The organism is Pseudoalteromonas sp. S3260 (assembly GCF_005886925.1).
Taxonomy (GTDB): domain Bacteria; phylum Pseudomonadota; class Gammaproteobacteria; order Enterobacterales; family Alteromonadaceae; genus Pseudoalteromonas; species Pseudoalteromonas tetraodonis.
In genome coordinates this window covers 17,524-41,110 of record NZ_PNCV01000038.1, presented here as the reverse complement: position 1 = coordinate 41,110, position 23,587 = coordinate 17,524, and the positions used below count along the sequence as shown (strand labels likewise).

Below are 23,587 nucleotides of genomic sequence, written 5' to 3'. Positions count from 1 at the left end.
TTATTATAAAATAGGCGTAAGAAAAGCCTTTGCAAGTGCAAAGGCATATGCTTTTCTGCGAAGCCCGAAGCCCGAAGCCTTTTACCAAATCATCTCTACAAATTCAGGAAGATCGATATACGGGTTACGATTTGCCTGAAATTCAAACGCTGCTTGGTTGCGATCTAATTCCATTTGGCTAACAGGGTCGTTGTTATGCCACTTTAACAGCATGGCCACAACCCAGCTTTCAAATACTTGGGTACTGGTGCCATTAAGCACGTCATTACTTGCTGCGGTGTTATTTTGCCAAGCACCAATGACGTTTTGATAGCGGGTTGCCATGTAAAAATAAGCACGAGCAAAGTCACCTTTAAATTCATCAATAGGTTCAAACACGGTACCGTTGTAATTAATCGCATTACTTGCAGAGCCTAATTGACTGCCGTTGGTTGAGGTAAACGAAGCGCTTGCTACTTCACCGAACGGGAAGTTGCTTCGTTTTGAATTTACATAGCCGTCAGTGGCGTAAATATGATGAACATCAGAGTTCATCGGTTCAACTTTTCCACCAAACCAACTTTTAGGGAACGAATGCTCTCGGTTGTAGCAATCTGCCTCACCACTGTAGGTGCCACATTGATCGCTAACGGCTGTGTATGTGTAGCTATCAGAGCCATTAGGCTTCTCGCTGTACATATCTAAAATACTGTTATCATTTTCAAAGTATTTATCACGCGCCGATGCGTCGTAAAAATTCCAAATAGCAGAATACCCTTGAGCATTATGATTATTAATAATGTTATAAAGCTCAGTTTTTAGCGTGTAACCAGACAAGCCTTGGGTTGTCACATAGTAGCCGGTTGGCGTCGGTGTTGGCTGAGTAGCACCTAATGAGAAAGCGGTAGCCTCGGTTGTTTGAAAACTAGCTCCACTGGCGAGCAATGTGCTTTCATTATTCAAGGCGTAGCTACCACTGCCATATGAACAGCAAATACCATCGCCATAGCTGTCATTAATAGTAAATGTATACTCACCATCGACTACGCATAATTGTTCGGTGTATTGAGTATTTGCGGCATAATCACTGCCGCTTGCAACTATACCGACTTGGTTGTGTGTTATTTGCCAGCTGGTTTCTTCGCCGTAGTTATCTGTGGTTAGGTTAAAAGTAAGGCTGTTATCTGCGCAGCTTGGAGAACCGCCGCCGCTATCATTATTAGGTAAGAAGTTATCAACATAAACTAACTCACTACCATCAAAGCCGCTTGTATCGTAAAAGCGTAAACCGACATCAATCGTTTTACTACTATCAGCGGTATAGCTGTAAGTTATGGTTTGCCACTGGTTTGTTAAAGCAGGGTTTGAGTAGCCTTGATAACCATCTATGAACAAACGGGCCTTAAGATGACCTTCGGTATGAAACACATCCACTGAAAATTCATAAGTTTCACCCATTTCCACCGCGACTTGCTGTAAAAAATTCAGTGTTACTTTGTGTGCCAGTATTTACGCTAATCGCTGCTGCTTGTAAGCCTGTACTCACGACTGCGCTGTTGGCAGATACGTTAATACCGCTATCAATCACCGTCCATGCTTGTGGGGTGTTGCCTGTCCATTGTTCAAAGTTGCCATTAACCACATTAGCCATCGCAGGCAAAGAGCTCAATAACAACGCGCTCAAAAGTAATTTGTTTTTATATATGCCGTGTAATATAGGTGTTCCTATTTTATAGTTTTAAGCAATATACATTAGATCATAAAGGTTACAAAATTGTTAGATTAGAATTTCATAAAAGGCAATAAAAACCCTTTAGGTTAATTTCACTGGTTTTTAACTAGATTAATAACTAAATGGAATATCAAAGCAGATTCTATTCTTTTTTTATCTATGCTTAGACGGCTATCCTGCATACTCAATTAACCTCAACAGAACCTTCTGAATGAGGTGGCACTCATTTTAAACAATGTGAACAAGCATTGTGTTTAACGTTCAGGGTTATGAGGAAAAATTCATGTTGTTAGGTCAACTCAATGCGCTAGCAAGTCCGCTTTCGCAAGAGCAAGTACAAAAGCTACAAGGTTTAGTGGCTGAGCTTAATCCAATTCAGCAAGCGTGGGTTAGCGGCTATTTGGCTGCTAATGCTAATTCAGCAGCGCTAGGTGCGCCAATTGCAGGTACACCAGCAACCTCTGAGGCAGCAGTACTTACTATTTTGTATGGTTCACAAACAGGTAACGCTAAAGCGGTGGCGACTAAGCTTAAAGAGCAAGCTGAATCTCGTGGGTTAGCTGCAAAGCTGGTTAGCATGTCAGATTACAAGCCAACCGCATTGAAAAAAGAAAAGTTTTTAACCGTTGTTGTATCAACTTATGGTGAAGGTGAGCCACCTGAAGATGCCGAAACACTGTACGAATTTTTAATTACCAAAAAAGCGCCAAAGCTTGATGGCGTTAAAGTCGCGGTATTAGGTTTAGGTGATTCTAGCTATGAATTTTTCTGTCAAACCGCTAAAGACTTTGAAGAACGTTTAACTAAACTCGGTGCAGAGGTTATTTATCAACGTGCCGACCTAGACGTTGATTACGATGATGAAGCCGCCACTTGGATTGAGGGCGCGTTAAATGCGTTTGAACCAGACTTAAAAGCCCAGCAAGATGCCACAGGCGGCCAAGTTGTATCAATGCCATTTGGCACGCCCACGACAGCGGCTAGCCAATACACTAAGCAAAACCCGTTTGCGGCAGAGCTAAGCTTAGTGCAAAAAATTACCGGTCGTGACTCAACCAAAGATGTACGCCATGTTGAAATTTCACTTGAAGGCTCTGACATTACCTATACGCCGGGTGACTCGTTAGGCATTTACTTTTTAAATGATGAAGCCCGTGTAGATGAGCTACTAGCGCAAACGCAAATTGATCCAACTAGCCGCGTTAAACTTGGCGATGAAGAACTTAGCGTGCGTGATGCCTTAATTGAAAAACTAGAGCTGACACAATCGTACCCTGGTTTTGTCGAAAAATATGCCACGGCTACAGGCACGCCTGAGCTGCTTAAACTAGTAGAAGATAAAGCCGCAATGCGCGAATATATTGAGCCTCGCCAAATTTTTGATGTGGTTGCACAAAACCCAGCTAAATTAGAGGCGCAAACACTGGTTGATTGCCTACGTAAACTGCAAGCGCGCTTATATTCAATTGCTTCTAGCCAAAGCGAGGTTGAGGACGAAGTGCATTTAACTATTGCATTGGTTGAGTTTGAAGCGTTTGGCACAGAGCATTTAGGTGGCTGTTCAGGCTATTTAGCACGCCGTGCGCAAGAAGGCTGTAAAGTAAAAGTATTTAGTGAACATAACGACAACTTCCGCTTACCAGTAAATGATGACACACCGATCATCATGGTAGGGCCAGGTACAGGTATTGCACCGTTCCGTGCTTTTTTACAAGAACGTGATGCGCGAGAGGCTACGGGTAAAAACTGGCTGTTTTTTGGTAACCCACACTTTACCCAAGATTTTTTATACCAAGTAGAAATTCAAGGTTACTTAAAATCAGGCTTATTGAGTAAAGTAGATGTGGCGTTTAGCCGTGACCAAGCAGAAAAAGTTTACGTGCAAGATAAGTTACGTAAAAACTCAAAAGAAGTGTTTGATTGGTTAGAAGCGGGTGCTCATTTTTATGTGTGTGGCGATGCAAACCGTATGGCTAAAGATGTACACAATGCCTTAATTGATATCATCACAGAAAATACCGACAAAAGTAATGAAGAAGCCGATCAATACTTAAAAGATTTGCGTAGCGCAAATCGCTATCAGAAAGACGTGTACTAAGTGCACGTTGTTTATTTTATTAAAAGCTAACAGCCGTCACTGTAACAAATTTAGGATTTAAAATGAGCGAACAAGATAAAACCGTAAAGCTTTCTGATAACGAACGTTTAAAAAGAGAAAGTAACTTTTTACGCGGCACTATAGCGCAAGATTTAAAAGATGAAATTACCGGTGGTTTTACTGCCGATAATTTCCAGTTAATTCGTTTTCATGGCATGTACCAGCAAGATGACCGCGATATTCGTCCTGAGCGTGCTAAGCAAAAGCTAGAACCACTACATAATGTCATGCTGCGTGCGCGTATGCCTGGCGGCATTATTAAGCCCGAGCAATGGTTAGCAATTGATAAGTTTGCTGGGGAGAAAACCAGCTATGGCAGTATTCGTTTAACTACGCGCCAAACATTTCAGTTTCATGGTGTATTAAAACCTGAAATTAAAGGTATGCACCAATTACTTAATAGCGTGGGTATTGATTCTATTGCAACTGCCGGTGACGTGAACCGAAATGTACTTTGTACCACTAACCCTGTTGAGTCTGAGTTACACCAGGAGGCGTATGAGTGGGCGGCAAAGATTTCTGAACACTTATTACCTAAAACCAAAGCGTATGCAGAGATTTGGCTCAATGGTGAAAAATCTGAAACCACAGAAGAGCCTATTTTAGGTTCAACGTATTTACCGCGCAAGTTTAAAACCACAGTGACGATACCACCTAATAATGAGGTGGACGTACATGCTAACGACTTAAACTTTGTGGCGATTGCTGAGGATGGCAATCTCGTTGGTTTTAACGTGTTAGTAGGGGGTGGCCTTGCCATGACCCATGGCGATACTGCAACGTATCCACGAAAAGCCGATGATTTTGGTTTTATTGCCCTTGAAGATACCTTAAAAATTGCGGAGCACGTAGTGTCTGTGCAACGTGATTGGGGCAACCGCTCAAATCGCAAAAACGCAAAAACTAAATACACACTTGACCGTGTTGGGTCTGATGTATTTAAAGCAGAAGTTGAAAAACGTGCAGGCGTGAGCTTTGCGCCAAGCCGCCCTTATGAGTTTACTCATCGAGGGGATCGTATTGGTTGGGTTGAAGGCATTGACGGTAAACATCACTTAACGCTCTTTATTCAAAGTGGTCGTATTTTAGATTACCCCAATAAGCCACTGAAAACAGGGTGTCGTAAGATTGCAGAAATTCATCAAGGTGATTTTCGCATGACCGCCAATCAAAACTTAATTATTGCCGGTGTACCTGCAGATCAAAAAGCAATCATTGAAAAAATAGCGCGTGAACACGGTTTGATTGATGACAAAGACACTGAGCAACGTAAAAACTCAATGGCGTGTGTATCACTGCCGACTTGTCCTTTAGCTATGGCTGAAGCCGAGCGTTACTTACCGAGTTTAATTGAAAAAATAGAAGGCTTATTGGCCAAGCATGGAGTACCTAATGACAGCATTATTATGCGTGTGGTTGGTTGCCCTAACGGCTGTGGTCGTGCCATGCTAGCTGAAGCTGGATTAGTAGGTAAAGGCCCAGGTAAGTACAACGTTTACCTTGGCGGGAATACGGAGGGTACGCGTATCCCTAAGCTTTATCTTGAAAATGTGGGCGAAGAAGTTTACCTAGAGGCATTTGATAAGCTGATTGGGCAATGGGTTAGTGAGCGCAATGAAGGCGAATGCTTTGGTGATTTTGTTATTCGCAAGGGTATTGTTGCAGAAGTAAAAGTATCTGTTACCGATTTTTACGCATAATTTAAAAGCAGCGCACCGCGCTGGTGAGGTTTAAAATTGACCATGAGTGAATTTAAAAACATATTACAGCTAGATAAGCAAAGCCAACAGGCTATGTTAGCTGATGCGAACGGTTTGCTGGCTGACATGAGCGCAGAGCAGCGCGTTGCATGGGCACTTGAAAATTTGCCTAACACTGCGTTTTTATCATCGAGCTTTGGTATTCAGGCTGCAGTTATGTTGCATTTAATGACTGCACAGCGCCCAGATATACCTGTGGTATTAACCGATACAGGCTACTTATTTCCAGAAACCTATCAGTTTATAGAGCAAATGACTTCGCAGTTATCACTTAACCTAAAAGTGTATAAAGCGCAGCTGAGCCCTGCATGGCAAGAGGCTAAATTTGGAAAACTATGGGAGCTTGGTGAAGAAGGTATTAAGCAATACAACCAGCTCAATAAAGTAGAGCCAATGACGCGTGCTTTAAAAGAGCTTAACGCGAGCACTTGGTTTAGTGGCTTGCGTCGAGATCAATCGTCGAGCCGTGCTGAAAAACAAGTACTAGAAATAAGCCGGGGTACAGTAAAAGTGTACCCTATTATTGAGTGGAATAATCGTGATGTGTACCAATACCTCACTAAACATGATCTGCCATACCACCCATTATGGGAGCAAGGTTATGTGTCTATGGGTGATGTACATACTACGCGTAAATTAGAGCCAGGAATGAGCGAAGAAGAAACCCGCTTTTTTGGGCTGAACCGTGAGTGTGGCTTGCATATTGATGGTGATGGAATTTAATTACCTTATTATTCAAAGCTATAAATTTAAAAACGCAGCTAAAGCTGCGTTTTTATTTTGTGGAAAATAATTGCCTGACTGCTGTTTTTTTATTATATTAATGATAATAAAGGATTAAATTTACAGCAGGAACGCTATGAAATACTTTACTTACTTAGCAATATCAGTAATGGTCATTGCTCTTATCTCTTTGTTTTATCTTAAAAAGCCAAATGGGCAACCTTGGCTCACCAGCTCATTGATTAAAAATGAATCTTTTTCTATTAAAGATAAAGTGGTAGCGCTTTCATCTGATACATTCGAACAGCTCACACTTGAGCTTAAAAAAGTAGGAGATAAAATCACATCGTCACCGTTAGCATCTGACTCTCAAAGTAAAATTTATAAGTGGCAAGATGAGCAAGGGCAGTGGCATTTCTCCGATGTGCCAAATAAAAATGGCAAGAGTATTGAAGTGCATCTTGATCCCGCAGATATGAATGTTGTGGTAGCCGAAGATACGGCTATATTAAGTGGCAGTGCTAAATCTGCTGCAAAACCTTTTCCTCAGCGAGCGCCTGAAATATACAACAGTGAGTCAATCAATAAGTTGTTTGAAGATGCTGAAAAAGCCAAAAAGAGAATTGAGCAACGCAGTAAAGAAGTCGAAAGTTTCAGCGGCTTTTAGCCCTAGGGGGTTACTGCGATTTCAAGTAGCGCTTTTCTGCTTCCATTAATAATATGGTTAAATAAATTTTAGTTGGCAGTGATAAAAACACACCAATTGCAATGCACGCTGCTGCAGTAATAATGCCTTTAATACCGTACTCGCTGGTAAAGTAGCTCGATACAATTAATACATGGCCTGTCACAATCAGGCATAACCCAAGCAAAATAGATGTTTTAAGTAGTCTTATCATTACTATTGAAGACATGGCGACCTCTGCGCAGCGTGTCTTCTTAGTGTATGGTATCTTGATAGAGCAACATTGATTTAGCGCAAGGGTGTATCAATATTTACTTCTATAGCGAATGTAAAAAAGCCCAGCTCATTGCTGAGCTGGGCTTTTAAGCTACTACTGTTTAATGGCTAGTTAGTCGAGCATATTGCGTAATACGTACTGTAAAATCCCGCCATGTTTGTAGTAATCCCACTCTTTAGGGGTATCAATACGCACATCGGCACTAAAACTAACTTGTTTACCTTCACTGTTAGTGGCAATGACACTGACTTCGTCGGTTTTGTCGTATAAACCTTGAATATCAAATTGTTCTTGCCCCGTTAAGCCCAATGATTCATGGCTTTCACCCTCTTTAAATTGTAAAGGTAATACGCCCATACCAATCAGGTTCGAGCGGTGAATACGCTCATAGCTTTGTGCTATCACAGCTTTAATACCGAGTAGTAATGAGCCTTTTGCAGCCCAATCTCGTGAGGAGCCGGTACCATATTCTTTACCTGCTAGAACCACTAACGGTGTTCCACTCTCTTGATATGCCATTGCCGCATCATAAATACTCTCTAGCTTATCGTCAGGTTGAGTGCGAGTGACACCGCCCTCAGTACCAGGGGCTAGTAAGTTTTTAAGGCGCACATTAGCAAACGTACCACGCATCATTACTTCGTGATTACCACGGCGAGAACCATAAGAATTAAACTGTGCTTTTTCTACCCCATTTTCTTGCAGGTAAAGTCCTGCGGGTGCCTCCGCTTTAATCGCACCTGCTGGTGAAATATGATCGGTAGTCACTGAATCGCCTAGTTTAGCTAGACAGCGCGCACCTTCTATTTTTGGGATCCCCGGTGGTTCAACACTCATACCATCAAAGAATGGCGCTTTTTTGATATAAGTCGAGGCAGCATCCCAATCGTAAAGCTTACCATCAGGTATTTGAATTTTTTGCCAGCGACTGTCACCATCGTAAACATTGGCGTAGCTTTTTTCGAACATTTCTTTAGTTACCGTATTTTTTACAAGCTCACTCACTTCTTTAACGCTTGGCCAAATATTTTTAAGGTATATATCGTTACCATGCTTATCTTGCGCAAGTGGTTCGTTGTATACATCAATATCGGTTCTACCTGCTATAGCATAAGCTACTACAAGTGGTGGCGACGCGAGGAAGTTCATTTTAACGTCTTGGTGAATACGCCCTTCAAAGTTACGGTTACCCGACAAAATAGAGCTTACAATTAGTTTATGTTTTTGAATAGCTTCTGAAATTTCATCCGCTAATGGGCCGGAGTTACCAATACAGGTGGTACAGCCATAACCAACTAAGTTAAAACCAAGCGCATCAAGATCATCCATTAACCCTGCTTTTTCAAGGTAATCGGTAACCACCTGCGAACCTGGTGCTAAAGACGTTTTAACCCAAGGTTTTACATTAATACCTAATTGACGTGCTTTTTGAGCCACTAATCCTGCCGCTAAAATTACGCTTGGATTAGAGGTATTAGTACAGCTTGTGATTGCAGCAATGACGCAGGCGCCATCGTTTAATTCAAACTCTTGGCCATTAAAGTTAACTTTTGCTGCGCCCATAAACTGCGCTTCATCAGTGGGTTCGTCAGGATTGGTAGTAGGGCCTTCACTTTCAATACGCGCTTGCTCTTCATCGCTTTTATCTCGACGTGCCATACGTTCGTCTTGGAAGTCTTTTAAGTGTTGACCAATAACATCACCGGCTTTATCCAGTGTGATTCTGTCTTGTGGACGTTTCGGGCCAGCAAGACTTGGTACTACATCATCTAAAGTTAGTTCTAGCTTATCGGTATAATGTGCTTCATCGCCATCATTACGCCATAAACCTTGATGTTTTGCGTAATCTTCAATCAGTTTAAGCTGCTTTTCATCACGATTAGTTAAGCGTAAGTAATTAATCGTTTCATCATCAATAGGGAAAATACCACAGGTTGCGCCATATTCCGGTGCCATGTTGGCAATAGTCGCTCTGTCGGCCAGTGGTAAGTCGGCAAGCCCGTCACCATAAAACTCAACAAACTTACCTACCACACCGTGGTTACGCAGCATTTCAGTAACAGTAAGTACTAAATCGGTTGCTGTAGTGCCCTCAGGTAAGCGGCCATTTAATTTAACGCCAACGACCTGAGGAATAAGTAGGCTAATAGGTTGGCCAAGCATGGCGGCTTCGGCTTCAATACCGCCTACACCCCAACCGAGTACGCCTAGGCCGTTGATCATGGTTGTGTGAGAATCAGTACCAACCAGTGTATCTGGATAGGCTAACGATTTACCGTTTTTTGTATCATTGAACACTACACGTGCTAAGTATTCTAAATTTACTTGATGGACAATACCTGTGGCTGGTGGCACCACTTTTAAATTATCAAATGCGGTTTGACCCCAACGTAAAAACTCGTAGCGCTCTTTATTACGTTCATATTCTAGTTTTGAATTTAAGTCGAATGAGCCATCTTTACCGTAACCATCCACTTGTACTGAGTGATCGATCACCAGTTCAGCCGGAGAAAGCGGATTTATTTTTGCAGGATCGCCACCAAGCTTTTCCATCGCATCACGCATGGCGGCTAAGTCAACAATAGCAGGGACACCGGTAAAATCTTGCATTACTACGCGGGCAGGGGTGAAGGCTACTTCGGCCGAGGGCTTAGCCTTTGGATCCCAATCTAGTAGTGCCTGAATATCTTGCTCTTTAATATTCACACCATCTTCATTACGCAATAAATTTTCTAGTAATATTTTTAACGAAAAAGGCAGGCGTTTGGCTTTATCGCCAAGTCCCATGAGCGAGTTAATATGGTATTGCTCGCCATTGATAGTAAGCTGTTGTTGGGTGTCGAAACTATTTTTCATTATTTGTCCCTTCAATAAATTAGATTGATATTCTTGAAAAAGTGACCTCTGTAGTAGTTTGCAAACTGTGTACCATGATAAAAAAATACCATGCAGTGTAATTTTTTTGACTGTTATATAAATAGAGATGAAGGCCAAAAGTTAAAATTCAAGGGGTGCTCTGAGTAATAATTGACCACAAAACTAAACTCAAAAAAGTGTTATTTAAAGTAGTCCTGTTGTTTTAAGTGGAAACTTAAATACACCAATGCAATCGCAATTAAGGTCACTGCAATAGGCATAAAAATAGCGCTAATGCCAAACAAGCTGATGCTATTAATAATTATAAAATTATAGTATTGCTGAGCTAAAACCGCTGCAAAAGAGATTATTAATGTTAATGCGGCTAGTGACTTTTTGAATAATAAAAGTACGCACCCTAATGCGCCGCCAAATACTGCAATAGCAAACGCTAAAGTAGCCCATAGAGGTTGGCTGTTATAAGCAAGTTGTTGTTCTTGTGGGAGTTTGCTTACCATTTCGGGTGTTAATAATAGCTGCATGATAAATGCAAAAACACCTAATATATTCCATAACAGGGCGGTGATGAGTACGGGTTTTATCCAGCGGTTTGCAGTGTTTTCTGACATGTAAGCATCGATTTTTTATTATTGATATTCTATTAAAGAATAAAAAAGCCAGTGATGCAAACTGGCTTTTAATAACACATATGACGTAAGCGAATGTTAGCCAAACGAAATAGGACGACGACCCGTTTTTTCATCCACTTTAGGTTTTTTAGTACGTTTGCGCTTATTTTTAGCCGGCTCTGTTGTTGCTACGGGCGCGGCTTTTTCTGCTGTAACTGTTTCATCAATAACAGGACGCACTGCAGGAGTGGCATCTTCACTTAGCGTCAGTTGGAACAACTCGCCATCAAATGTAAGAACATCGCCACTGTATAATTTTTTCCGTTTAATTGTACAAATTTCATGGTTAACACCGACATAGCCACCGCTAATTAGATTTTTTGCTTGGCCACCACCTTCAACTAGATCTAATACTTTTAATAATTTACAAAGCTCTATAGGCTCTTCTTCTAATTCAATTTCTATATATTCTTCGTTCATCATGTTTCTCTGTGGGGGTGGCATTAGCTGTAGTATAAAGGCTAGCTGGTTATTTTGCACCAAAGTGCGTTTGTTAGATGCGATGATTATGCATTTTTTATGAAACTTTTTACCTCTTTCATTTGTCTTTAAAAAAACTGAAGTAATTCAAGACTACACTTCGCGTGAAAAAATTACACATTGGCGCGCTTATTGCCAATATCTGTCGTAAAAAGAGATTGAATATAAACAGTGGAGTAAAACATGGGCATAAGATTAGCGATGAAAAAAGAGCTAATGGGCTTAGACAATTCAGATATGTTAACTGCTGATGATGTTAGAAAGCATTTGGCTCAGCAGGTACAAGAAGACACTGAACGTGGTTTTTCAGTTATCTCCAAGTTTAATGACACCCATAGTCAGTTAGTCAGCGGGCTTAAAACCAAACAAAGCGAGCTGGTATTTGAACGACATCGTTTATTTAATGAAGTACTTTATAATCGCCAGAGTGTTGATGCATGGTTAAATAACCAAATAAATTAAATTGCCATTTTAAATCACCCCTTATAGACTACACTTGTAATCGGTTGGGGGGTGATAATGAAAAATGGAATTTTAATATGTGTATTGGTGTTTTTATTAGCTGCGTGCCAGCGACCTACTGTTTATGTTTTTATTGAAAACTTGCAAGGTGAACAGCGCAACCAGCTAGATGCTGCACTAAATGCACAAACTCTTCCCTATGAATATGTAGAACTAGCAATCCCATCAGATTTTGGTGAGGCCACATTACTACTCTCAAGCGATAAAATTTACCCCAAAGAGACGAAGCAACTTGCAGCTATAATGCAAGAGCTAGGGTACGCGCCACAAGTTAATTATACAAGTCGTTCAAATCATTTTTATGGTGATGGCAATATAGGCTTTTATTTAAAAAATGCTGATGCCAATAGAAATTTTGTTATGCCTAAACAGCTGAGAACAACTCATTGCAGCGAAGATAAATACAATGATTTAGCAGTCAAATTTGCAAATGAAGCTGTTGAGTTTACATTACCAAGTGGCGCAATCGTGAGGCTAAACTGGGAATATTTATATGGTTATGTTGTTGTTTATTTTAAAGACTATTCGCAAACATACAGTCATTCGCAGCCGCTTGTAAATACCCCCTTTGGCGCCAAGCCGTCAGATACCTACACATATACCGCAAGCGTTAACACCCCAGGTTGGCTTGATTGCTCACTACAAATTGTTTATATGGACTGATTTAACCGTGGGTTTCTATATGTTCGCTTAGTTTAGCTATGCGCAGGCTCATTCCTTCAATAATACGGTCTTTAATTTTTTCGCGTATAACATTAGGTAGGCGGGTAAGGGCATCGGCAGTAATAGCCAGTACGATGGCATTTTCTTTGGCGCGTGCATTAATGCTGCGCTCTCGGTTATTAATAAACGCGCCTTCACCAATAAATTCACCAGGCTCTATACTACCCAGTTCCAGTAGGTGACTATGCTTAAACACCATCAAAGAGCCACTGAGGACAATAAAAAGTCGCTTGTCATTATCAAACTCTTTAAATAAAAACTGATTTTTACTTACTAAGTATAATAATCCAAACGACTCTAAAAGAATTTGACGTTCATTAAGCGTGAACTCTTTAAAGAATTCTAAGCGATTTATAATTTCCATTTGCTTAAACAAAGGGATGTTTTCAATTAACTTCATCAATAACCTAGGGCGCTAGCCTTATAAAATATCAGCTAATATTGCGCTCTTTTAATTTACGGGTCAACGTATTGCGACCCCAACCAATTTTTACCGCGGCTTCTTGCTTATGGCCTGAACAATTAGCGAGTGCTGTTTTTATTAAGCGGGTTTCCAGCTGGGCTTGAATATCCGGCCAAATATTTTCTTTACCTTGTTTAAACTCTTGATTAAGCCATTGCTGAAATGAATCTAGCCAATCGCCTTCTTGAGTTGCGGCGGCATTATCAATAATTTCAGGGGGTAAATCTTGCTCACCAATCAGCTCCCCAGGTGCCATTACGGTTAACCATCGACAGGTGTTTTCAAGCTGGCGAACATTTCCTGGCCAATTAAATAAACACAGTTGTTTAATCGCTTTAGGGCTAAGTACTTTACTATCTACTTGCAGGTCTTTTGCACTTTTATGTAAAAAGTGTAGCGCTAAGCGTTCTATGTCTTCGGGGCGCTCGCGTAGAGCCGGCAAGCGTAAGCGAACCACGTTTAAACGATGAAATAAGTCATCTCTAAACTTACCTTGTTTTACCAGCTCTTCTAAATTTTGGTGAGTGGCAGCAATGATGCGCACATCCACTTTTATACTTTGATGGCCGCCAACGCGGTAAAACTCGCCATCGGCTAATACGCGTAACAAGCGGGTTTGTACATCAAGTGGCATATCACCTATTTCATCCAAAAATAAGGTACCACCATTGGCTTGTTCAAAGCGCCCTTTACGCACGCTATCGGCCCCCGTAAAAGCGCCTTTTTCATGGCCAAATAATTCAGACTCAACTAACTCTTTAGGAATAGCGGCCATATTAAGAGCAATAAATTGGTTTTCTTTACGCGGGCTGTGATTGTGCAAGGCGCTGGCAACCAACTCTTTACCGGTACCTGATTCACCATTGATGAGTACGCTCATACTGGATGCTGAGAGTTTGCCTATAGCACGAAACACTTCCTGCATAGCAGGGGCTTCGCCAATAATATGAGCGCTTTTGGGTGGCGCGCTTTTTCGTTTGGTTTTTTTGGTCGAATTAGCACGATAGGCGCTTTCCACTAGCGCAACGGCTTCATTTAAATCAAACGGTTTAGCTAAGTACTCAAACGCACCTTTTTGAAAAGCATTTACCGCTGAGTCTAAATCAGAGTGTGCAGTCATAATAATAACGGGTAGGCCAGGGGTTTGCTCAGCTATTAGCTCAAGTAACGCCATCCCGTCCATCCCCGGCATTCTTACATCTGAAATTAACACACTGGGTTGACTAAATTTTAGCGCGTTAAGTACGTTTTGTGCATCTGCAAAGCTCTCTACTTCAAACCCTGCGCGAGTCAGTGCTTTTTCTAGTACAAAGCGAATTGAGGCATCATCATCTACAAGCCAAGCTGTTTTCATGAAAACTCCAAAGTATTAATCTGTAAATGGCAGATAAATATTAAATTCAGTATGTCCTGGCCAACTATCGCATTCGATATAGCCATCATGTTGATCAATCAAGGTTTGCGCTATAGATAATCCAAGTCCCGAGCCACCTTCTTTATTAGTGGTCATAGGGTAAAATAAGGTGTCGCGTAAATTAGCATCAATGCCTGGGCCGTTATCCATTACTTGAATAAGCAATGCCTTTTTAGGGGCTTTTCCCGGACGACGATGCTGGTAATTAATCCGTGTTTTTATTTTTATTTCGCCACCATCTACCAATGCCTGTTGCGCATTACGCACAATATTAAGCACCACTTGTTGAACTTTGCTCTGATCGATATAAACATCAGGAATACTCGGGTCGTAGTCTTTAACTAACCGAATATCGCGGTTGTTATCTAAGGTACTGAGTTTAACAACCGACTCTAATGTTTGATGTATATTGCCATACGATTTTTGCGGTAGTTGGTTAGGCCCAAGGAGTCTATCAACTAATTCACGCAACCGATCGGCTTGTTCAATTATCAGTTCTGCACATTGATCTCTTTCTTGTTGATCACCCTCATACTGCAATAATTGCGCCGCCCCGCGAATTCCACCCAGCGGGTTTTTAATTTCATGAGCTAAACCGCGAATTAAGTTACGTGCGGCTTGGTATTGATGCATTTGATTTGAGACTTGGTCGTGCTTTATTTCGTCATCGGTTTGTCGACATTCAAATAAAATATAATAGGTGTCGTTATGTTTTATTCGCCGAGTACTCACCGCTAATTTTGCATGGCGAGAATCGATAAACACCACGTCAGCTCTATGCTGGTGGCAGTCTACACCATCAACCAACGAATACTGTGCAATACGTTTTAAGTCGATAGAGTGGTAATTAAATAAATCATCGAACGCTTGTCCTAGTAAGCGCTTTTCGCCTAAACCAAGTAATTCACTGGCACTGGTGTTGGCGTAAATGAGCGTAAAGCTTTCATCAAGTAACATTAGGGCGGTGGTTTGGTTTTGCCAAATTATATTTAGTAGCTCTGGGCTAAAATGTGTTTTGTTTATCATTATTGCACCATTTTAGTGCGCCTGGGGAGGTAGGCAAGGTTTTTAGTAAAATATACGCTAATTGTACGTACTTAACTGCAATTACCGACCTATATTAAGGCCTTTGCGATGCATAAAAAATACACTCTCAGCGCTAGTTGCAATTACTTGGTTTTGTTTATTATAAAGTTTAACTTGTAGTGTGTGTTGCCCGCGCTCTACATCTCTTAACGCCAGCGTAGTGGTGTCACTAGGTTCACCAATGGCAACGCCATTTAAAAATAAACCAATGGTAAATCCAGCTTCAAACCGAGGCGCAATCTGAGTTGAAACATACACAGAGCCGGTGTTTTCTCTTATAGTTTGGTTGGGCTCTGGCGAAGTAATACTAATTTTAAACTTTACCGCTGTTTTAGTTGGTGAAGTATCAAGTATGTCAGTATTAGTTGCAGGCATGTTTAAGTGTTGGCTAGTGAGTTTAACCTCTTTAGCACCAGGTTGAGGGGTATCTGAAAAAACCAGTACACCGTTTTTGTCTTTCCATGCGTAAATTTTTTTATTATTTGCATGGCTATTAAGGCTTATCATTAAAGCTATTAATAGCAACAAAACCTTACCTATCATCCTGCTAACCTGCATTGTTTAAACTTATTTCACTTTAGTGTAGAACCGTTAAATTTACCATAAAAAAAGCCCGCAGAGCGGGCTTAAAACACACATTATTTATCGGTTAATAAATTAACAGCTGTAGTACATTTCAAACTCAACTGGGTGAGTTGTCATGTTAAGTTTTTCAACTTCTTTTGACTTAAGTGCAATGTAAGCATCAATTAGGTCATTAGTGAATACGCCACCTTGGTTTAAGAACTCACGGTCTGCATCTAATGCCGCTAGTGCTTCATCTAATGAGGCTGCCACTGTTGGAATTTCTGCTGCTTCTTCAGCTGGTAAGTCGTATAAATCCTTATCCATAGCATCGCCAGGGTGAATTTTATTTTTAATTCCGTCAAGGCCAGCCATAAGCATTGCAGAGAATGCAAGGTATGGATTAGCGGTTGGATCTGGGAAGCGTACTTCAATACGACGACCTTTTGCAGATGGAACCACAGGGATACGGATTGACGCAGAGCGGTTACGTGCAGAGTAAGCAAGCATGACCGGTGCTTCAAAACCAGGTACTAAGCGCTTGTACGAGTTAGTTGATGCGTTAGCAAATGCGTTGATCGCTTTAGCATGTTTGATAATCCCGCCAATATAGTAAAGTGCGTCTTCAGAAAGGCCGCCGTATTTATCACCTGCGAATAAGTTTACGCCGTCTTTAGCTAAAGATTGGTGACAGTGCATACCAGAACCGTTATCACCAACAACAGGCTTAGGCATAAAGGTTGCTGTTTTTCCGTATAAATGAGCCATGTTATGAATAACATATTTCATTTCTTGAATTTCATCTGCTTTTAAAACCATAGTGTTAAAGCGCGTTGCGATTTCATTTTGACCAGCAGTTGCCACTTCATGGTGATGGGCTTCAACAACTTGGCCCATTTCTTCTAAAACTAGGCACGTAGCCGAACGCCAATCTTGAAAATCATCCACAGGTGCAACCGGGAAGTAACCGCCTTTAACACCTGGACGGTGGCCTGTGTTGCCATCTGCATATTCTTTATCAGAGTTCCAAGCTGCTTGCTTAGAATCAATTTTATACATCGAACCTGACATGTCAGATTTATATTTAACATCGTCAAATACGAAAAACTCTGGCTCTGGACCAAATAAAACCGTGTCAGCAATACCCGTAGAGCGCATGTACTCTTCAGCGCGCTTGGCAACTGAACGTGGGTCTCGTTCATAACCTTGTAGTGTAGAAGGCTCAACCACATCACAACGAACGATTAGCGTTGTTTCTTCTGTGAAAGGGTCAAGTTTAATTGAATCTGCATCGGGTAATAGCACCATGTCTGACTCATTGATGCCTTTCCAGCCCGCAATTGAAGAACCGTCGAACATTTTTCCATCTTCAAAAAAGTCTTCATCAATTTGATGATGAGGAATAGAAACATGTTGTTCTTTACCTTTTGTGTCAGTAAAGCGTAAATCAATGAACTTAACGTCATTTTCTTTAATAAAATCTAAAACCGATTGTGACATGTGTCCTCCAACTATTGGGTTTTATTATTGCTGCTTAGATACTTTAAATACTAACAAGCTTATTTTATGCCACTATTATAATCTATTGTTTTTTATGTAAAAATATATAAAAAATATAAAGGTGAGATAGGTTAAGCACTATTTTGGTGCGTAATAATTCCAAAAAGGTGCAACATTTACAGAGTCATAATTGCTTGCAAATTAATCACCTTAGACTAACACAAAGAAAATGCAAAATACGCAGTAAAGTCGCTTTAAATTAACTCAAAACCACCTTTTGAGAAAAATTTATAAAAATTAATCATCAAAATTAATTATTTTAAAACAAAGGGTTAATTATTTTATTGCGAAAGTTTGAAATTTTATTTTGGATAAACTTTCATCCATTGCATTTATAGGGGATAATATGCGCCCTTTTAAATCCTATGCTGGGACATCTCGTGAAAGCGCAGGTGAGAACGTATAGCCCCTGCAGGATCAATGAGATCAATTTCTCTGAGTGAACATATGAGTATCGAAAAGTTAAGAAATATAGCAATTATCGCCCACGTTGACCACGGTAAAACAACACTGGTTGATAAACTACTTGAGCAATCAGGTACATTAGAAACACGCGGCGGTAATGAAGAGCGCGTGATGGATTCAAACGACATTGAAAAAGAACGTGGTATTACTATTTTAGCGAAAAACACCGCTATATCTTGGAATGATTACCATATCAATATCGTAGATACTCCTGGACACGCCGACTTCGGTGGTGAAGTTGAACGCGTACTTTCGATGGCTGACTCAGTACTACTACTTGTTGACGCTCAAGAAGGCCCAATGCCACAAACGCGTTTCGTAACGCAAAAGGCATTCGCGCAAGGCTTAAAGCCAATCGTTGTTATCAATAAAATTGATAAGCCAGGTGCTCGCCCTGATTGGGTTATGGATCAAATCTTTGATTTATTCGACAACCTAGGCGCAACTGATGAGCAGTTAGATTTTAAAGTAATCTACGCATCAGCAATCAATGGTTGGGCTACATTAGATTTAGACGAAGCATCAGATAACATGGAACCTATGTTCAAGATGATCGTTGACGAAGTATCACCACCGGATGCAGATCCTGAAGGTGACTTCCAAATGCAGATTTCACAGCTTGATTACAACTCTTATAAGGGTGTAATTGGTATTGGTCGTATTAAACGTGGTTCTGTTGCACCTAACCAACAAGTTACGGTTATCAGTGCAGACGGCACAACTCGTAACGGTAAGATTGGTTCAGTACAAAGCTACTTAGGCCTTGAACGTATTGAAACTGATAAAGCTTACGCTGGTAACATCGTAACAGTAACAGGTTTAGGCGAGCTTAAGATTTCAGATACGCTTTGTTGTCCAAACAACGTTGAAGCATTGCCACCACTAAGTGTTGATGAGCCAACAGTAACAATGACGTTCTCTGTAAACAACTCTCCTTTCTGTGGTAAAGAAGGTAAGTTTGTAACATCACGTAATATTCGTGAGCGTTTAGACAAAGAATTAGTACACAACGTAGCACTTCGTGTTGCAGATACAGATAACCCAGATAGCTTCCGTGTATCGGGTCGTGGTGAATTACACCTAGGTATCTTAATCGAGAACATGCGTCGTGAAGGTTACGAATTAGCGGTATCTCGTCCAGAAGTTATCTTACGTACTGTTGATGGCGTATTAGAAGAACCGTATGAAACACTAACAATTGACTGTCAAGAAGAGCACCAGGGTTCTATCATGGAACAAATTGGTCTTCGTAAGGGTGAGCTTACTGATATGGCCCCAGATGGTAAAGGCCGTATGCGTTTGGACTTTATGATCCCAAGCCGTGGTTTAATCGGTTTCCAAACTGAGTTCATGACGTTAACATCGGGTTCTGGTTTACTTTACCATACGTTCGATCACTACGGTCCGCACAAAGGTGGCGAGCTAGGTGTTCGTAAGAACGGTGTAATGATTGCAAATGCAACAGGTAAAGCACTAACTAACGCATTATTTAACTTACAAGAGCGCGGCCGTTTATTCATCGGTCACGGTGTTGAAGTATACGAAGGTATGGTTATCGGTATTCATAGCCGTGATAACGACCTTACAGTTAACGCACTTAAAGGTAAGCAACTTACAAACGTTCGTGCATCTGGTACAGATGAAGCACAATCTCTAGTTCCACCTCTAGATTATACACTTGAGCAAGCGCTTGAGTTTATCGATGATGATGAGCTAGTTGAAGTTACACCTGAGAACATTCGTATCCGTAAGCGTCACTTAACTGAAAGTGAGCGTAAACGTGCGGGTCGTGCTCCTAAGTCATAATCTATTAATTTAGAATCATGATTTTAAAAGCCGCTGTATTGCAAAATACAGCGGCTTTTTTGTGGGTGAAAACAAGCGCTATTATCTTTAATTCGTCAGCTGTCAGATTAGAACAGTGCCATTGAATCGCTTGGTATTAATATGGCTATTAAGTGAAAGCCGCTAGACTTTATAAACCATGCAACATAGTGTTTTTCCTCTAAAAGCGCTGCGCCTCTTATCCTCTTTGTGAGTAATTCACTTAAAAATGTTTGCACAAAGAGAAGGGAATGAAAAGTAAAAGAGGAAGGGCTTAAAGCAGACGATAATGAAAAGCAGCTGTTTTTGTTGGTAGGGTGTGTTTTCGTTGGGTTTCGCTTCGCTCAACCCAACCTAAACGCTAACTTACATCACTTTATTGGTAGTAAAGTGATTTTTCCAAACACATCAGCATCTATATAGCCAAGGTTGCGACTGCCGTTAACAGGCTGTACTTCATGTGAGCCCATAAAGTGTTCACGTACTTCGCTACCATCGTTATCGCAGTAGGCGAGCATAAAACCAATAACGTGTTTTTCAGTTAATTTAAGCGGTGTATTTTTTGCGCCTTGTTGGAAATCGTTTGGGTAGAGTTTTATCGCCACTTCCCACGTGATGTTATAGGGCGCAGTGGTATTGCGTTTCCAGTTACTAACTAAGTGGTCGGTATATAAATGCGCTTTTTTATCAGGCCCATAATCGGCAGCTTGGTTATCAAGGCCAATATGATAAGCAAATGCTGTATGGTTAAATTGGTGATTACCGCCAGATGCGTCACTATCAATAAAAACTTCGAGGGCATCATCATCCCAATATTTCACCGTTGGATCTGGGTGCGTATCAATTAGTACATCATCAGCAATATCGGCTTGCAAGTATAGATAATCTTCATCCCACAGTAATTTGTAGCGACCTTTAAAATCCTTGTCTGAGTCTGGTAGGGTGCCGTCCATTAAGTATGGCATATTATGCCAAGTGGCTTTGTCCCATGCACTTTCAGAAACCCCATCAATAGTGATAGCTGTTGGTGTATGACTAACGTCAATAGCCATGAGTGGCTGGGTAAAAAGTAAGCTAAAAGCGAGTAGTGTTTTTTTCATTAATCATCTCATCAATTAAGGATGATTTAGCTTGGCTTAAATAGCAATCAAAAACAATCTCGTAGTCTATTTTTATACTAACTGATTGTGCCTGCTATGCTGTCTTTTAATGCCAGCATTAATAAATGCGCACTTTCTCCAGACATTTTAAAAGGATTAAAATCAATGGAGCCTGAAAACTTGAGATTCAGTGATTCGGTTAGCTTAGATTGCGGTACATAGCCCATTGACCATGTTTCAAACTCTCTTTCAGGAATTTGGGTATAGTTGAGCATAATTACATTGTGGTGACGTTTATCGTTTAATATTTGTTGGTAGGTATTATTTACAGCCGTTCTAGAGCCTTCCAGGCACTGTAAAAAGTACTCATTACTAAAACATAACATGCCGGTAACGTTTGTTTTTACATTATAGGTTCGAGCGCTTTGTAAAATATTTTTCTATATCTTTAGGCCCAAAACCACTACTAATTTTGCTGGCGTAAATGAGTCGCACAAGAAACATAAAACCTCCTCACTGTTTAGTTAATTAAACATAGTTCAGCAGAGAAGTTATTACTAATTTTGTAAATGACTGATTAAAGTTTAATACTCTCACCTTCATTTAAAATATGCAGGGGTATTTTCGAGTCCATCTTTTTGTGCATATACAATAAACGCAGTAAAGCTGAATGACTCGTGCGATCGCCCATTTTCCATGATGAGTTACCGTATCCCCAAGGTATCATTATTTTACAGTTTAGCTCTTGTGCTGCTGTTAGAGCGTCTTCTGGGGTTGTATGAACGTAACGATACCATTTAGGGTTATCTTCGCTATAGTAAGACGCTATCGGCATTAAGCACACATCAATATCACCGTATTTTTGCTGTATATCGCTGAAATGTTTTGAGTAGCCAGTGTCGCCTGCAAAAAATAAGGTGCTGCCATTTTGTTCAAGTAGCCAGCCATTCCATAGGTCTTTATCGTTGTCTTCATAAATAAAGGGTACTAATACACGGCTGCTAAAGTGATGAGCAGGCAAGGCATGGATAGCTAAATCGCCAATATTTGTTTTTGCATACCACGCCATTTCACTAATATTAAACCCGCCTGTAGGGAAGTTGTCGGCCATGCCTAGTGGTGTTAAGTAGCGGGGTTTATTACCGATCTCTTCTATATCTGCTTTATTAAAGTGATCGTAATGAATATGCGAGTACATCACAGCGTCTAAGTTTTTCAGTTCACTATCTGTGAGCCAATCGCCGGGCTGTCGGTAAAACCCAGAGGCTAGTCTAAATGCTAAATCTACAGGTGAGTCAAACTGCTCTTTTACAGGATCAAGTAACACTTGCTGTCCGTTAGGCGTGCGGATCATAAACCCAGCATGCCCCAGCCAGCGTAAGCTAAAGCCTGTATTTAAATTCATAGGCTGTTGCTCACCAATAAATTGGCAGTTTTCGCTGTCTTTTTCGCATTGTAATTTAGGGCTAGTTGGGTAGCAGTTGCTTTTACAGGTAGTCGGGTAAGTTTTTTTACCCGGGTAGAGATTATGAAACCGTCCTTCTCGCTCGCCATTTTGATGTAGCGGGGTAATGGTTTGCTCCCCTGCAATAACTTCAACATGGTTAGCTGTTTGGCAGGCGCTTAGCATTGTGCATGCAAGTATTAGGGTAATGGCTTTGAACTTCATTTTACTGTTCTAATTATTATTATTTTGTAAAAGTATAACAACAATAGCGGATTATCGAAGAGCTTAAAGGTAACAAAAAGTAACAATAAAAAAGCCTACAATTTAGTAGGCTTAGTAAACGAGTTTATAGTAATTAGCCTGTGGTATTCATTTGCTCAATAAATTTATTTGAGTCTTCAATCGACTTATTCATGTCATTCATGAGTAACTGAATATCACGCTTTAAGTTAGTAAACTCGCCTTTTATAGCGGCTACCGCTTGTGCGTTTAAGTTATGTTTTAAGTAAAGCACGTTATCTTGTAAAGACGATAATACTGGCTCCATTTTGCTCTCAGCGCTGCGCATTGAGCGAAGTAATTGGCTAAACTGGCGCTGAGTTGCAGCTAGTTTTTTACTGCTTTGACGCTTAAGTGAGGCGCTTTTGTATTGCTCTAGCTCATCGCTCCACTCATCAAACAACGCATCGGCAACATCTTCTACTTTATTTATGTTATTTGATACTTCGTTTGCCGCCGCTAAGCTCGACTCGTAATCGTCATTAAGTTGATTGTAAGCATCTTGCAACTCACCGCCATCGAAATTAATTAAGGTAGTTAGGCGCTCGAGTGCTGATTGAAATTCTTCTTGCGACTCTTGTTGTGAGTCTTTCGTTTCTTCAACGCGATCAATAAGAATGTCACGTTTATGAACACCTACTTTTTCCATTGCCGAATAATAAGCCGACTGACAACCTGAAAGCATCAGCATTAACGAGAGTATGGCTGTCCCTAATAATGTTTGTTTTTTCATCTGAATTCCTATTTACGAGTGTTAATGCTGTAAATTATGGCCTTGATTGTTATTATAATCAAAAGCCC

General features: G+C 40.7%; 20 protein-coding genes and 1 pseudogene. 7 read left to right on the top strand and 14 right to left on the bottom strand.

Features of this window, described 5'->3' with window-relative positions:
* Nucleotides 1–81: 81 nt before the first annotated feature.
* Nucleotides 82–1,696 (bottom strand): annotated as a pseudogene (locus tag CWC14_RS07520) (endonuclease).
* A 298-nt stretch (nucleotides 1,697–1,994) separates the two neighbouring features.
* On the opposite strand from CWC14_RS07520, the gene CWC14_RS07515 reads away from it, so the two are divergent.
* From CWC14_RS07515 to CWC14_RS07500, 4 genes are all read left to right on the top strand, one after another.
* Nucleotides 1,995–3,809 (top strand): assimilatory sulfite reductase (NADPH) flavoprotein subunit, encoded by a 1,815-nt coding sequence (locus CWC14_RS07515; RefSeq protein ID WP_076922860.1) that lies wholly within the window; start codon nucleotides 1,995–1,997, stop codon nucleotides 3,807–3,809.
* Between the two features lie 62 nt (nucleotides 3,810–3,871).
* Nucleotides 3,872–5,569: an assimilatory sulfite reductase (NADPH) hemoprotein subunit gene (gene cysI, locus CWC14_RS07510; protein WP_138562159.1), complete on the top strand. Its 1,698-nt coding sequence runs from the start codon at nucleotides 3,872–3,874 to the stop codon at nucleotides 5,567–5,569.
* Nucleotides 5,570–5,611: 42 nt separating this feature from the next.
* The gene (locus CWC14_RS07505; protein ID WP_138562157.1) at nucleotides 5,612–6,352 is read left to right on the top strand and encodes a phosphoadenylyl-sulfate reductase; all 741 of its coding nucleotides are present in this window, start codon (nucleotides 5,612–5,614) and stop codon (nucleotides 6,350–6,352) included.
* A 136-nt stretch (nucleotides 6,353–6,488) separates the two neighbouring features.
* Complete coding sequence (locus CWC14_RS07500; protein WP_138562155.1) at nucleotides 6,489–7,019, top strand: DUF4124 domain-containing protein; 531 nt, start codon at nucleotides 6,489–6,491, stop codon at nucleotides 7,017–7,019.
* A 10-nt stretch (nucleotides 7,020–7,029) separates the two neighbouring features.
* Here the strand turns inward: CWC14_RS07500 and CWC14_RS07495 are convergent, their stop codons facing one another.
* From CWC14_RS07495 to CWC14_RS07480, 4 genes are all read right to left on the bottom strand, one after another.
* The gene (locus tag CWC14_RS07495) at nucleotides 7,030–7,266 is read right to left on the bottom strand and encodes a hypothetical protein (protein ID WP_076922863.1); all 237 of its coding nucleotides are present in this window, start codon (nucleotides 7,264–7,266) and stop codon (nucleotides 7,030–7,032) included.
* A gap of 159 nt (nucleotides 7,267–7,425) precedes the next feature.
* A complete protein-coding gene (acnA, locus tag CWC14_RS07490; protein ID WP_033102717.1) occupies nucleotides 7,426–10,170 on the bottom strand; it encodes an aconitate hydratase AcnA in 2,745 nt (914 codons plus the stop codon).
* Between the two features lie 200 nt (nucleotides 10,171–10,370).
* Nucleotides 10,371–10,799 carry a hypothetical protein gene (locus CWC14_RS07485; protein WP_138562153.1) on the bottom strand — a complete coding sequence of 143 codons (429 nt, stop codon included), beginning with the start codon at nucleotides 10,797–10,799 and terminating at the stop codon, nucleotides 10,371–10,373.
* Nucleotides 10,800–10,895: 96 nt separating this feature from the next.
* Nucleotides 10,896–11,279 (bottom strand): RNA-binding S4 domain-containing protein, encoded by a 384-nt coding sequence (locus CWC14_RS07480; RefSeq protein WP_138562177.1) that lies wholly within the window; start codon nucleotides 11,277–11,279, stop codon nucleotides 10,896–10,898.
* Between the two features lie 243 nt (nucleotides 11,280–11,522).
* Here CWC14_RS07480 and CWC14_RS07475 point away from each other — a divergent pair, with 243 nt between their 5' ends.
* On the top strand, nucleotides 11,523–11,801 hold the full coding sequence (locus tag CWC14_RS07475) for a hypothetical protein (RefSeq protein WP_013463790.1): 279 nt from the start codon (nucleotides 11,523–11,525) through the stop codon (nucleotides 11,799–11,801).
* A 57-nt stretch (nucleotides 11,802–11,858) separates the two neighbouring features.
* Complete coding sequence (locus tag CWC14_RS07470) at nucleotides 11,859–12,524, top strand: hypothetical protein (RefSeq protein WP_138562151.1); 666 nt, start codon at nucleotides 11,859–11,861, stop codon at nucleotides 12,522–12,524.
* Nucleotide 12,525: 1 nt separating this feature from the next.
* On the opposite strand, the gene CWC14_RS07465 is transcribed toward CWC14_RS07470, so the two are convergent.
* The 5 genes from CWC14_RS07465 to glnA form a co-directional block, all read right to left on the bottom strand.
* Complete coding sequence (locus CWC14_RS07465) at nucleotides 12,526–12,984, bottom strand: Crp/Fnr family transcriptional regulator (protein ID WP_013463792.1); 459 nt, start codon at nucleotides 12,982–12,984, stop codon at nucleotides 12,526–12,528.
* Between the two features lie 31 nt (nucleotides 12,985–13,015).
* Nucleotides 13,016–14,401 (bottom strand): nitrogen regulation protein NR(I), encoded by a 1,386-nt coding sequence (gene ntrC / locus CWC14_RS07460; protein WP_010391999.1) that lies wholly within the window; start codon nucleotides 14,399–14,401, stop codon nucleotides 13,016–13,018.
* 15 nt (nucleotides 14,402–14,416) lie between these two features.
* The gene (glnL, locus tag CWC14_RS07455) at nucleotides 14,417–15,487 is read right to left on the bottom strand and encodes a nitrogen regulation protein NR(II) (RefSeq protein WP_138562149.1); all 1,071 of its coding nucleotides are present in this window, start codon (nucleotides 15,485–15,487) and stop codon (nucleotides 14,417–14,419) included.
* 81 nt (nucleotides 15,488–15,568) lie between these two features.
* The gene (locus CWC14_RS07450; RefSeq protein ID WP_138562147.1) at nucleotides 15,569–16,090 is read right to left on the bottom strand and encodes a DUF4124 domain-containing protein; all 522 of its coding nucleotides are present in this window, start codon (nucleotides 16,088–16,090) and stop codon (nucleotides 15,569–15,571) included.
* A 114-nt stretch (nucleotides 16,091–16,204) separates the two neighbouring features.
* On the bottom strand, nucleotides 16,205–17,611 hold the full coding sequence (gene glnA, locus CWC14_RS07445; RefSeq protein ID WP_138562145.1) for a glutamate--ammonia ligase: 1,407 nt from the start codon (nucleotides 17,609–17,611) through the stop codon (nucleotides 16,205–16,207).
* A gap of 507 nt (nucleotides 17,612–18,118) precedes the next feature.
* Between glnA and typA the strand changes: the two genes are divergently transcribed.
* On the top strand, nucleotides 18,119–19,942 hold the full coding sequence (gene typA / locus CWC14_RS07440; RefSeq protein ID WP_076922687.1) for a translational GTPase TypA: 1,824 nt from the start codon (nucleotides 18,119–18,121) through the stop codon (nucleotides 19,940–19,942).
* A 389-nt stretch (nucleotides 19,943–20,331) separates the two neighbouring features.
* Here the strand turns inward: typA and CWC14_RS07435 are convergent, their stop codons facing one another.
* The 4 genes from CWC14_RS07435 to CWC14_RS07420 form a co-directional block, all read right to left on the bottom strand.
* The gene (locus CWC14_RS07435) at nucleotides 20,332–21,060 is read right to left on the bottom strand and encodes a CBM9 family sugar-binding protein (RefSeq protein ID WP_076922686.1); all 729 of its coding nucleotides are present in this window, start codon (nucleotides 21,058–21,060) and stop codon (nucleotides 20,332–20,334) included.
* A gap of 77 nt (nucleotides 21,061–21,137) precedes the next feature.
* On the bottom strand, nucleotides 21,138–21,446 hold the full coding sequence (locus tag CWC14_RS07430; protein WP_249928720.1) for a BLUF domain-containing protein: 309 nt from the start codon (nucleotides 21,444–21,446) through the stop codon (nucleotides 21,138–21,140).
* A 191-nt stretch (nucleotides 21,447–21,637) separates the two neighbouring features.
* Nucleotides 21,638–22,729, bottom strand: coding sequence for an MBL fold metallo-hydrolase (locus CWC14_RS07425; protein WP_069440223.1), 1,092 nt, complete (start codon nucleotides 22,727–22,729; stop codon nucleotides 21,638–21,640).
* A 133-nt stretch (nucleotides 22,730–22,862) separates the two neighbouring features.
* The gene (locus CWC14_RS07420) at nucleotides 22,863–23,519 is read right to left on the bottom strand and encodes a DUF2959 domain-containing protein (RefSeq protein WP_109875678.1); all 657 of its coding nucleotides are present in this window, start codon (nucleotides 23,517–23,519) and stop codon (nucleotides 22,863–22,865) included.
* Nucleotides 23,520–23,587: the final 68 nt, after the last annotated feature.

What these genes read in the sequence shown, in the direction of transcription:
- CWC14_RS07515 (WP_076922860.1), top strand. Translation starts at nt 1,995, where the DNA reads ATGTTGTTAGGTCAACTCAATGCGCTAGCAAGTCCGCTTTCGCAAGAG.
- cysI (WP_138562159.1), top strand. Translation starts at nt 3,872, where the DNA reads ATGAGCGAACAAGATAAAACCGTAAAGCTTTCTGATAACGAACGTTTA.
- CWC14_RS07505 (WP_138562157.1), top strand. Translation starts at nt 5,612, where the DNA reads ATGAGTGAATTTAAAAACATATTACAGCTAGATAAGCAAAGCCAACAG.
- CWC14_RS07500 (WP_138562155.1), top strand. Translation starts at nt 6,489, where the DNA reads ATGAAATACTTTACTTACTTAGCAATATCAGTAATGGTCATTGCTCTT.
- CWC14_RS07495 (WP_076922863.1), bottom strand. Translation starts at nt 7,266, where the DNA reads ATGTCTTCAATAGTAATGATAAGACTACTTAAAACATCTATTTTGCTT.
- acnA (WP_033102717.1), bottom strand. Translation starts at nt 10,170, where the DNA reads ATGAAAAATAGTTTCGACACCCAACAACAGCTTACTATCAATGGCGAG.
- CWC14_RS07485 (WP_138562153.1), bottom strand. Translation starts at nt 10,799, where the DNA reads ATGTCAGAAAACACTGCAAACCGCTGGATAAAACCCGTACTCATCACC.
- CWC14_RS07480 (WP_138562177.1), bottom strand. Translation starts at nt 11,279, where the DNA reads ATGAACGAAGAATATATAGAAATTGAATTAGAAGAAGAGCCTATAGAG.
- CWC14_RS07475 (WP_013463790.1), top strand. Translation starts at nt 11,523, where the DNA reads ATGGGCATAAGATTAGCGATGAAAAAAGAGCTAATGGGCTTAGACAAT.
- CWC14_RS07470 (WP_138562151.1), top strand. Translation starts at nt 11,859, where the DNA reads ATGAAAAATGGAATTTTAATATGTGTATTGGTGTTTTTATTAGCTGCG.
- CWC14_RS07465 (WP_013463792.1), bottom strand. Translation starts at nt 12,984, where the DNA reads ATGAAGTTAATTGAAAACATCCCTTTGTTTAAGCAAATGGAAATTATA.
- ntrC (WP_010391999.1), bottom strand. Translation starts at nt 14,401, where the DNA reads ATGAAAACAGCTTGGCTTGTAGATGATGATGCCTCAATTCGCTTTGTA.
- glnL (WP_138562149.1), bottom strand. Translation starts at nt 15,487, where the DNA reads ATGATAAACAAAACACATTTTAGCCCAGAGCTACTAAATATAATTTGG.
- CWC14_RS07450 (WP_138562147.1), bottom strand. Translation starts at nt 16,090, where the DNA reads ATGATAGGTAAGGTTTTGTTGCTATTAATAGCTTTAATGATAAGCCTT.
- glnA (WP_138562145.1), bottom strand. Translation starts at nt 17,611, where the DNA reads ATGTCACAATCGGTTTTAGATTTTATTAAAGAAAATGACGTTAAGTTC.
- typA (WP_076922687.1), top strand. Translation starts at nt 18,119, where the DNA reads ATGAGTATCGAAAAGTTAAGAAATATAGCAATTATCGCCCACGTTGAC.
- CWC14_RS07435 (WP_076922686.1), bottom strand. Translation starts at nt 21,060, where the DNA reads ATGAAAAAAACACTACTCGCTTTTAGCTTACTTTTTACCCAGCCACTC.
- CWC14_RS07430 (WP_249928720.1), bottom strand. Translation starts at nt 21,446, where the DNA reads ATGTTATGTTTTAGTAATGAGTACTTTTTACAGTGCCTGGAAGGCTCT.
- CWC14_RS07425 (WP_069440223.1), bottom strand. Translation starts at nt 22,729, where the DNA reads ATGAAGTTCAAAGCCATTACCCTAATACTTGCATGCACAATGCTAAGC.
- CWC14_RS07420 (WP_109875678.1), bottom strand. Translation starts at nt 23,519, where the DNA reads ATGAAAAAACAAACATTATTAGGGACAGCCATACTCTCGTTAATGCTG.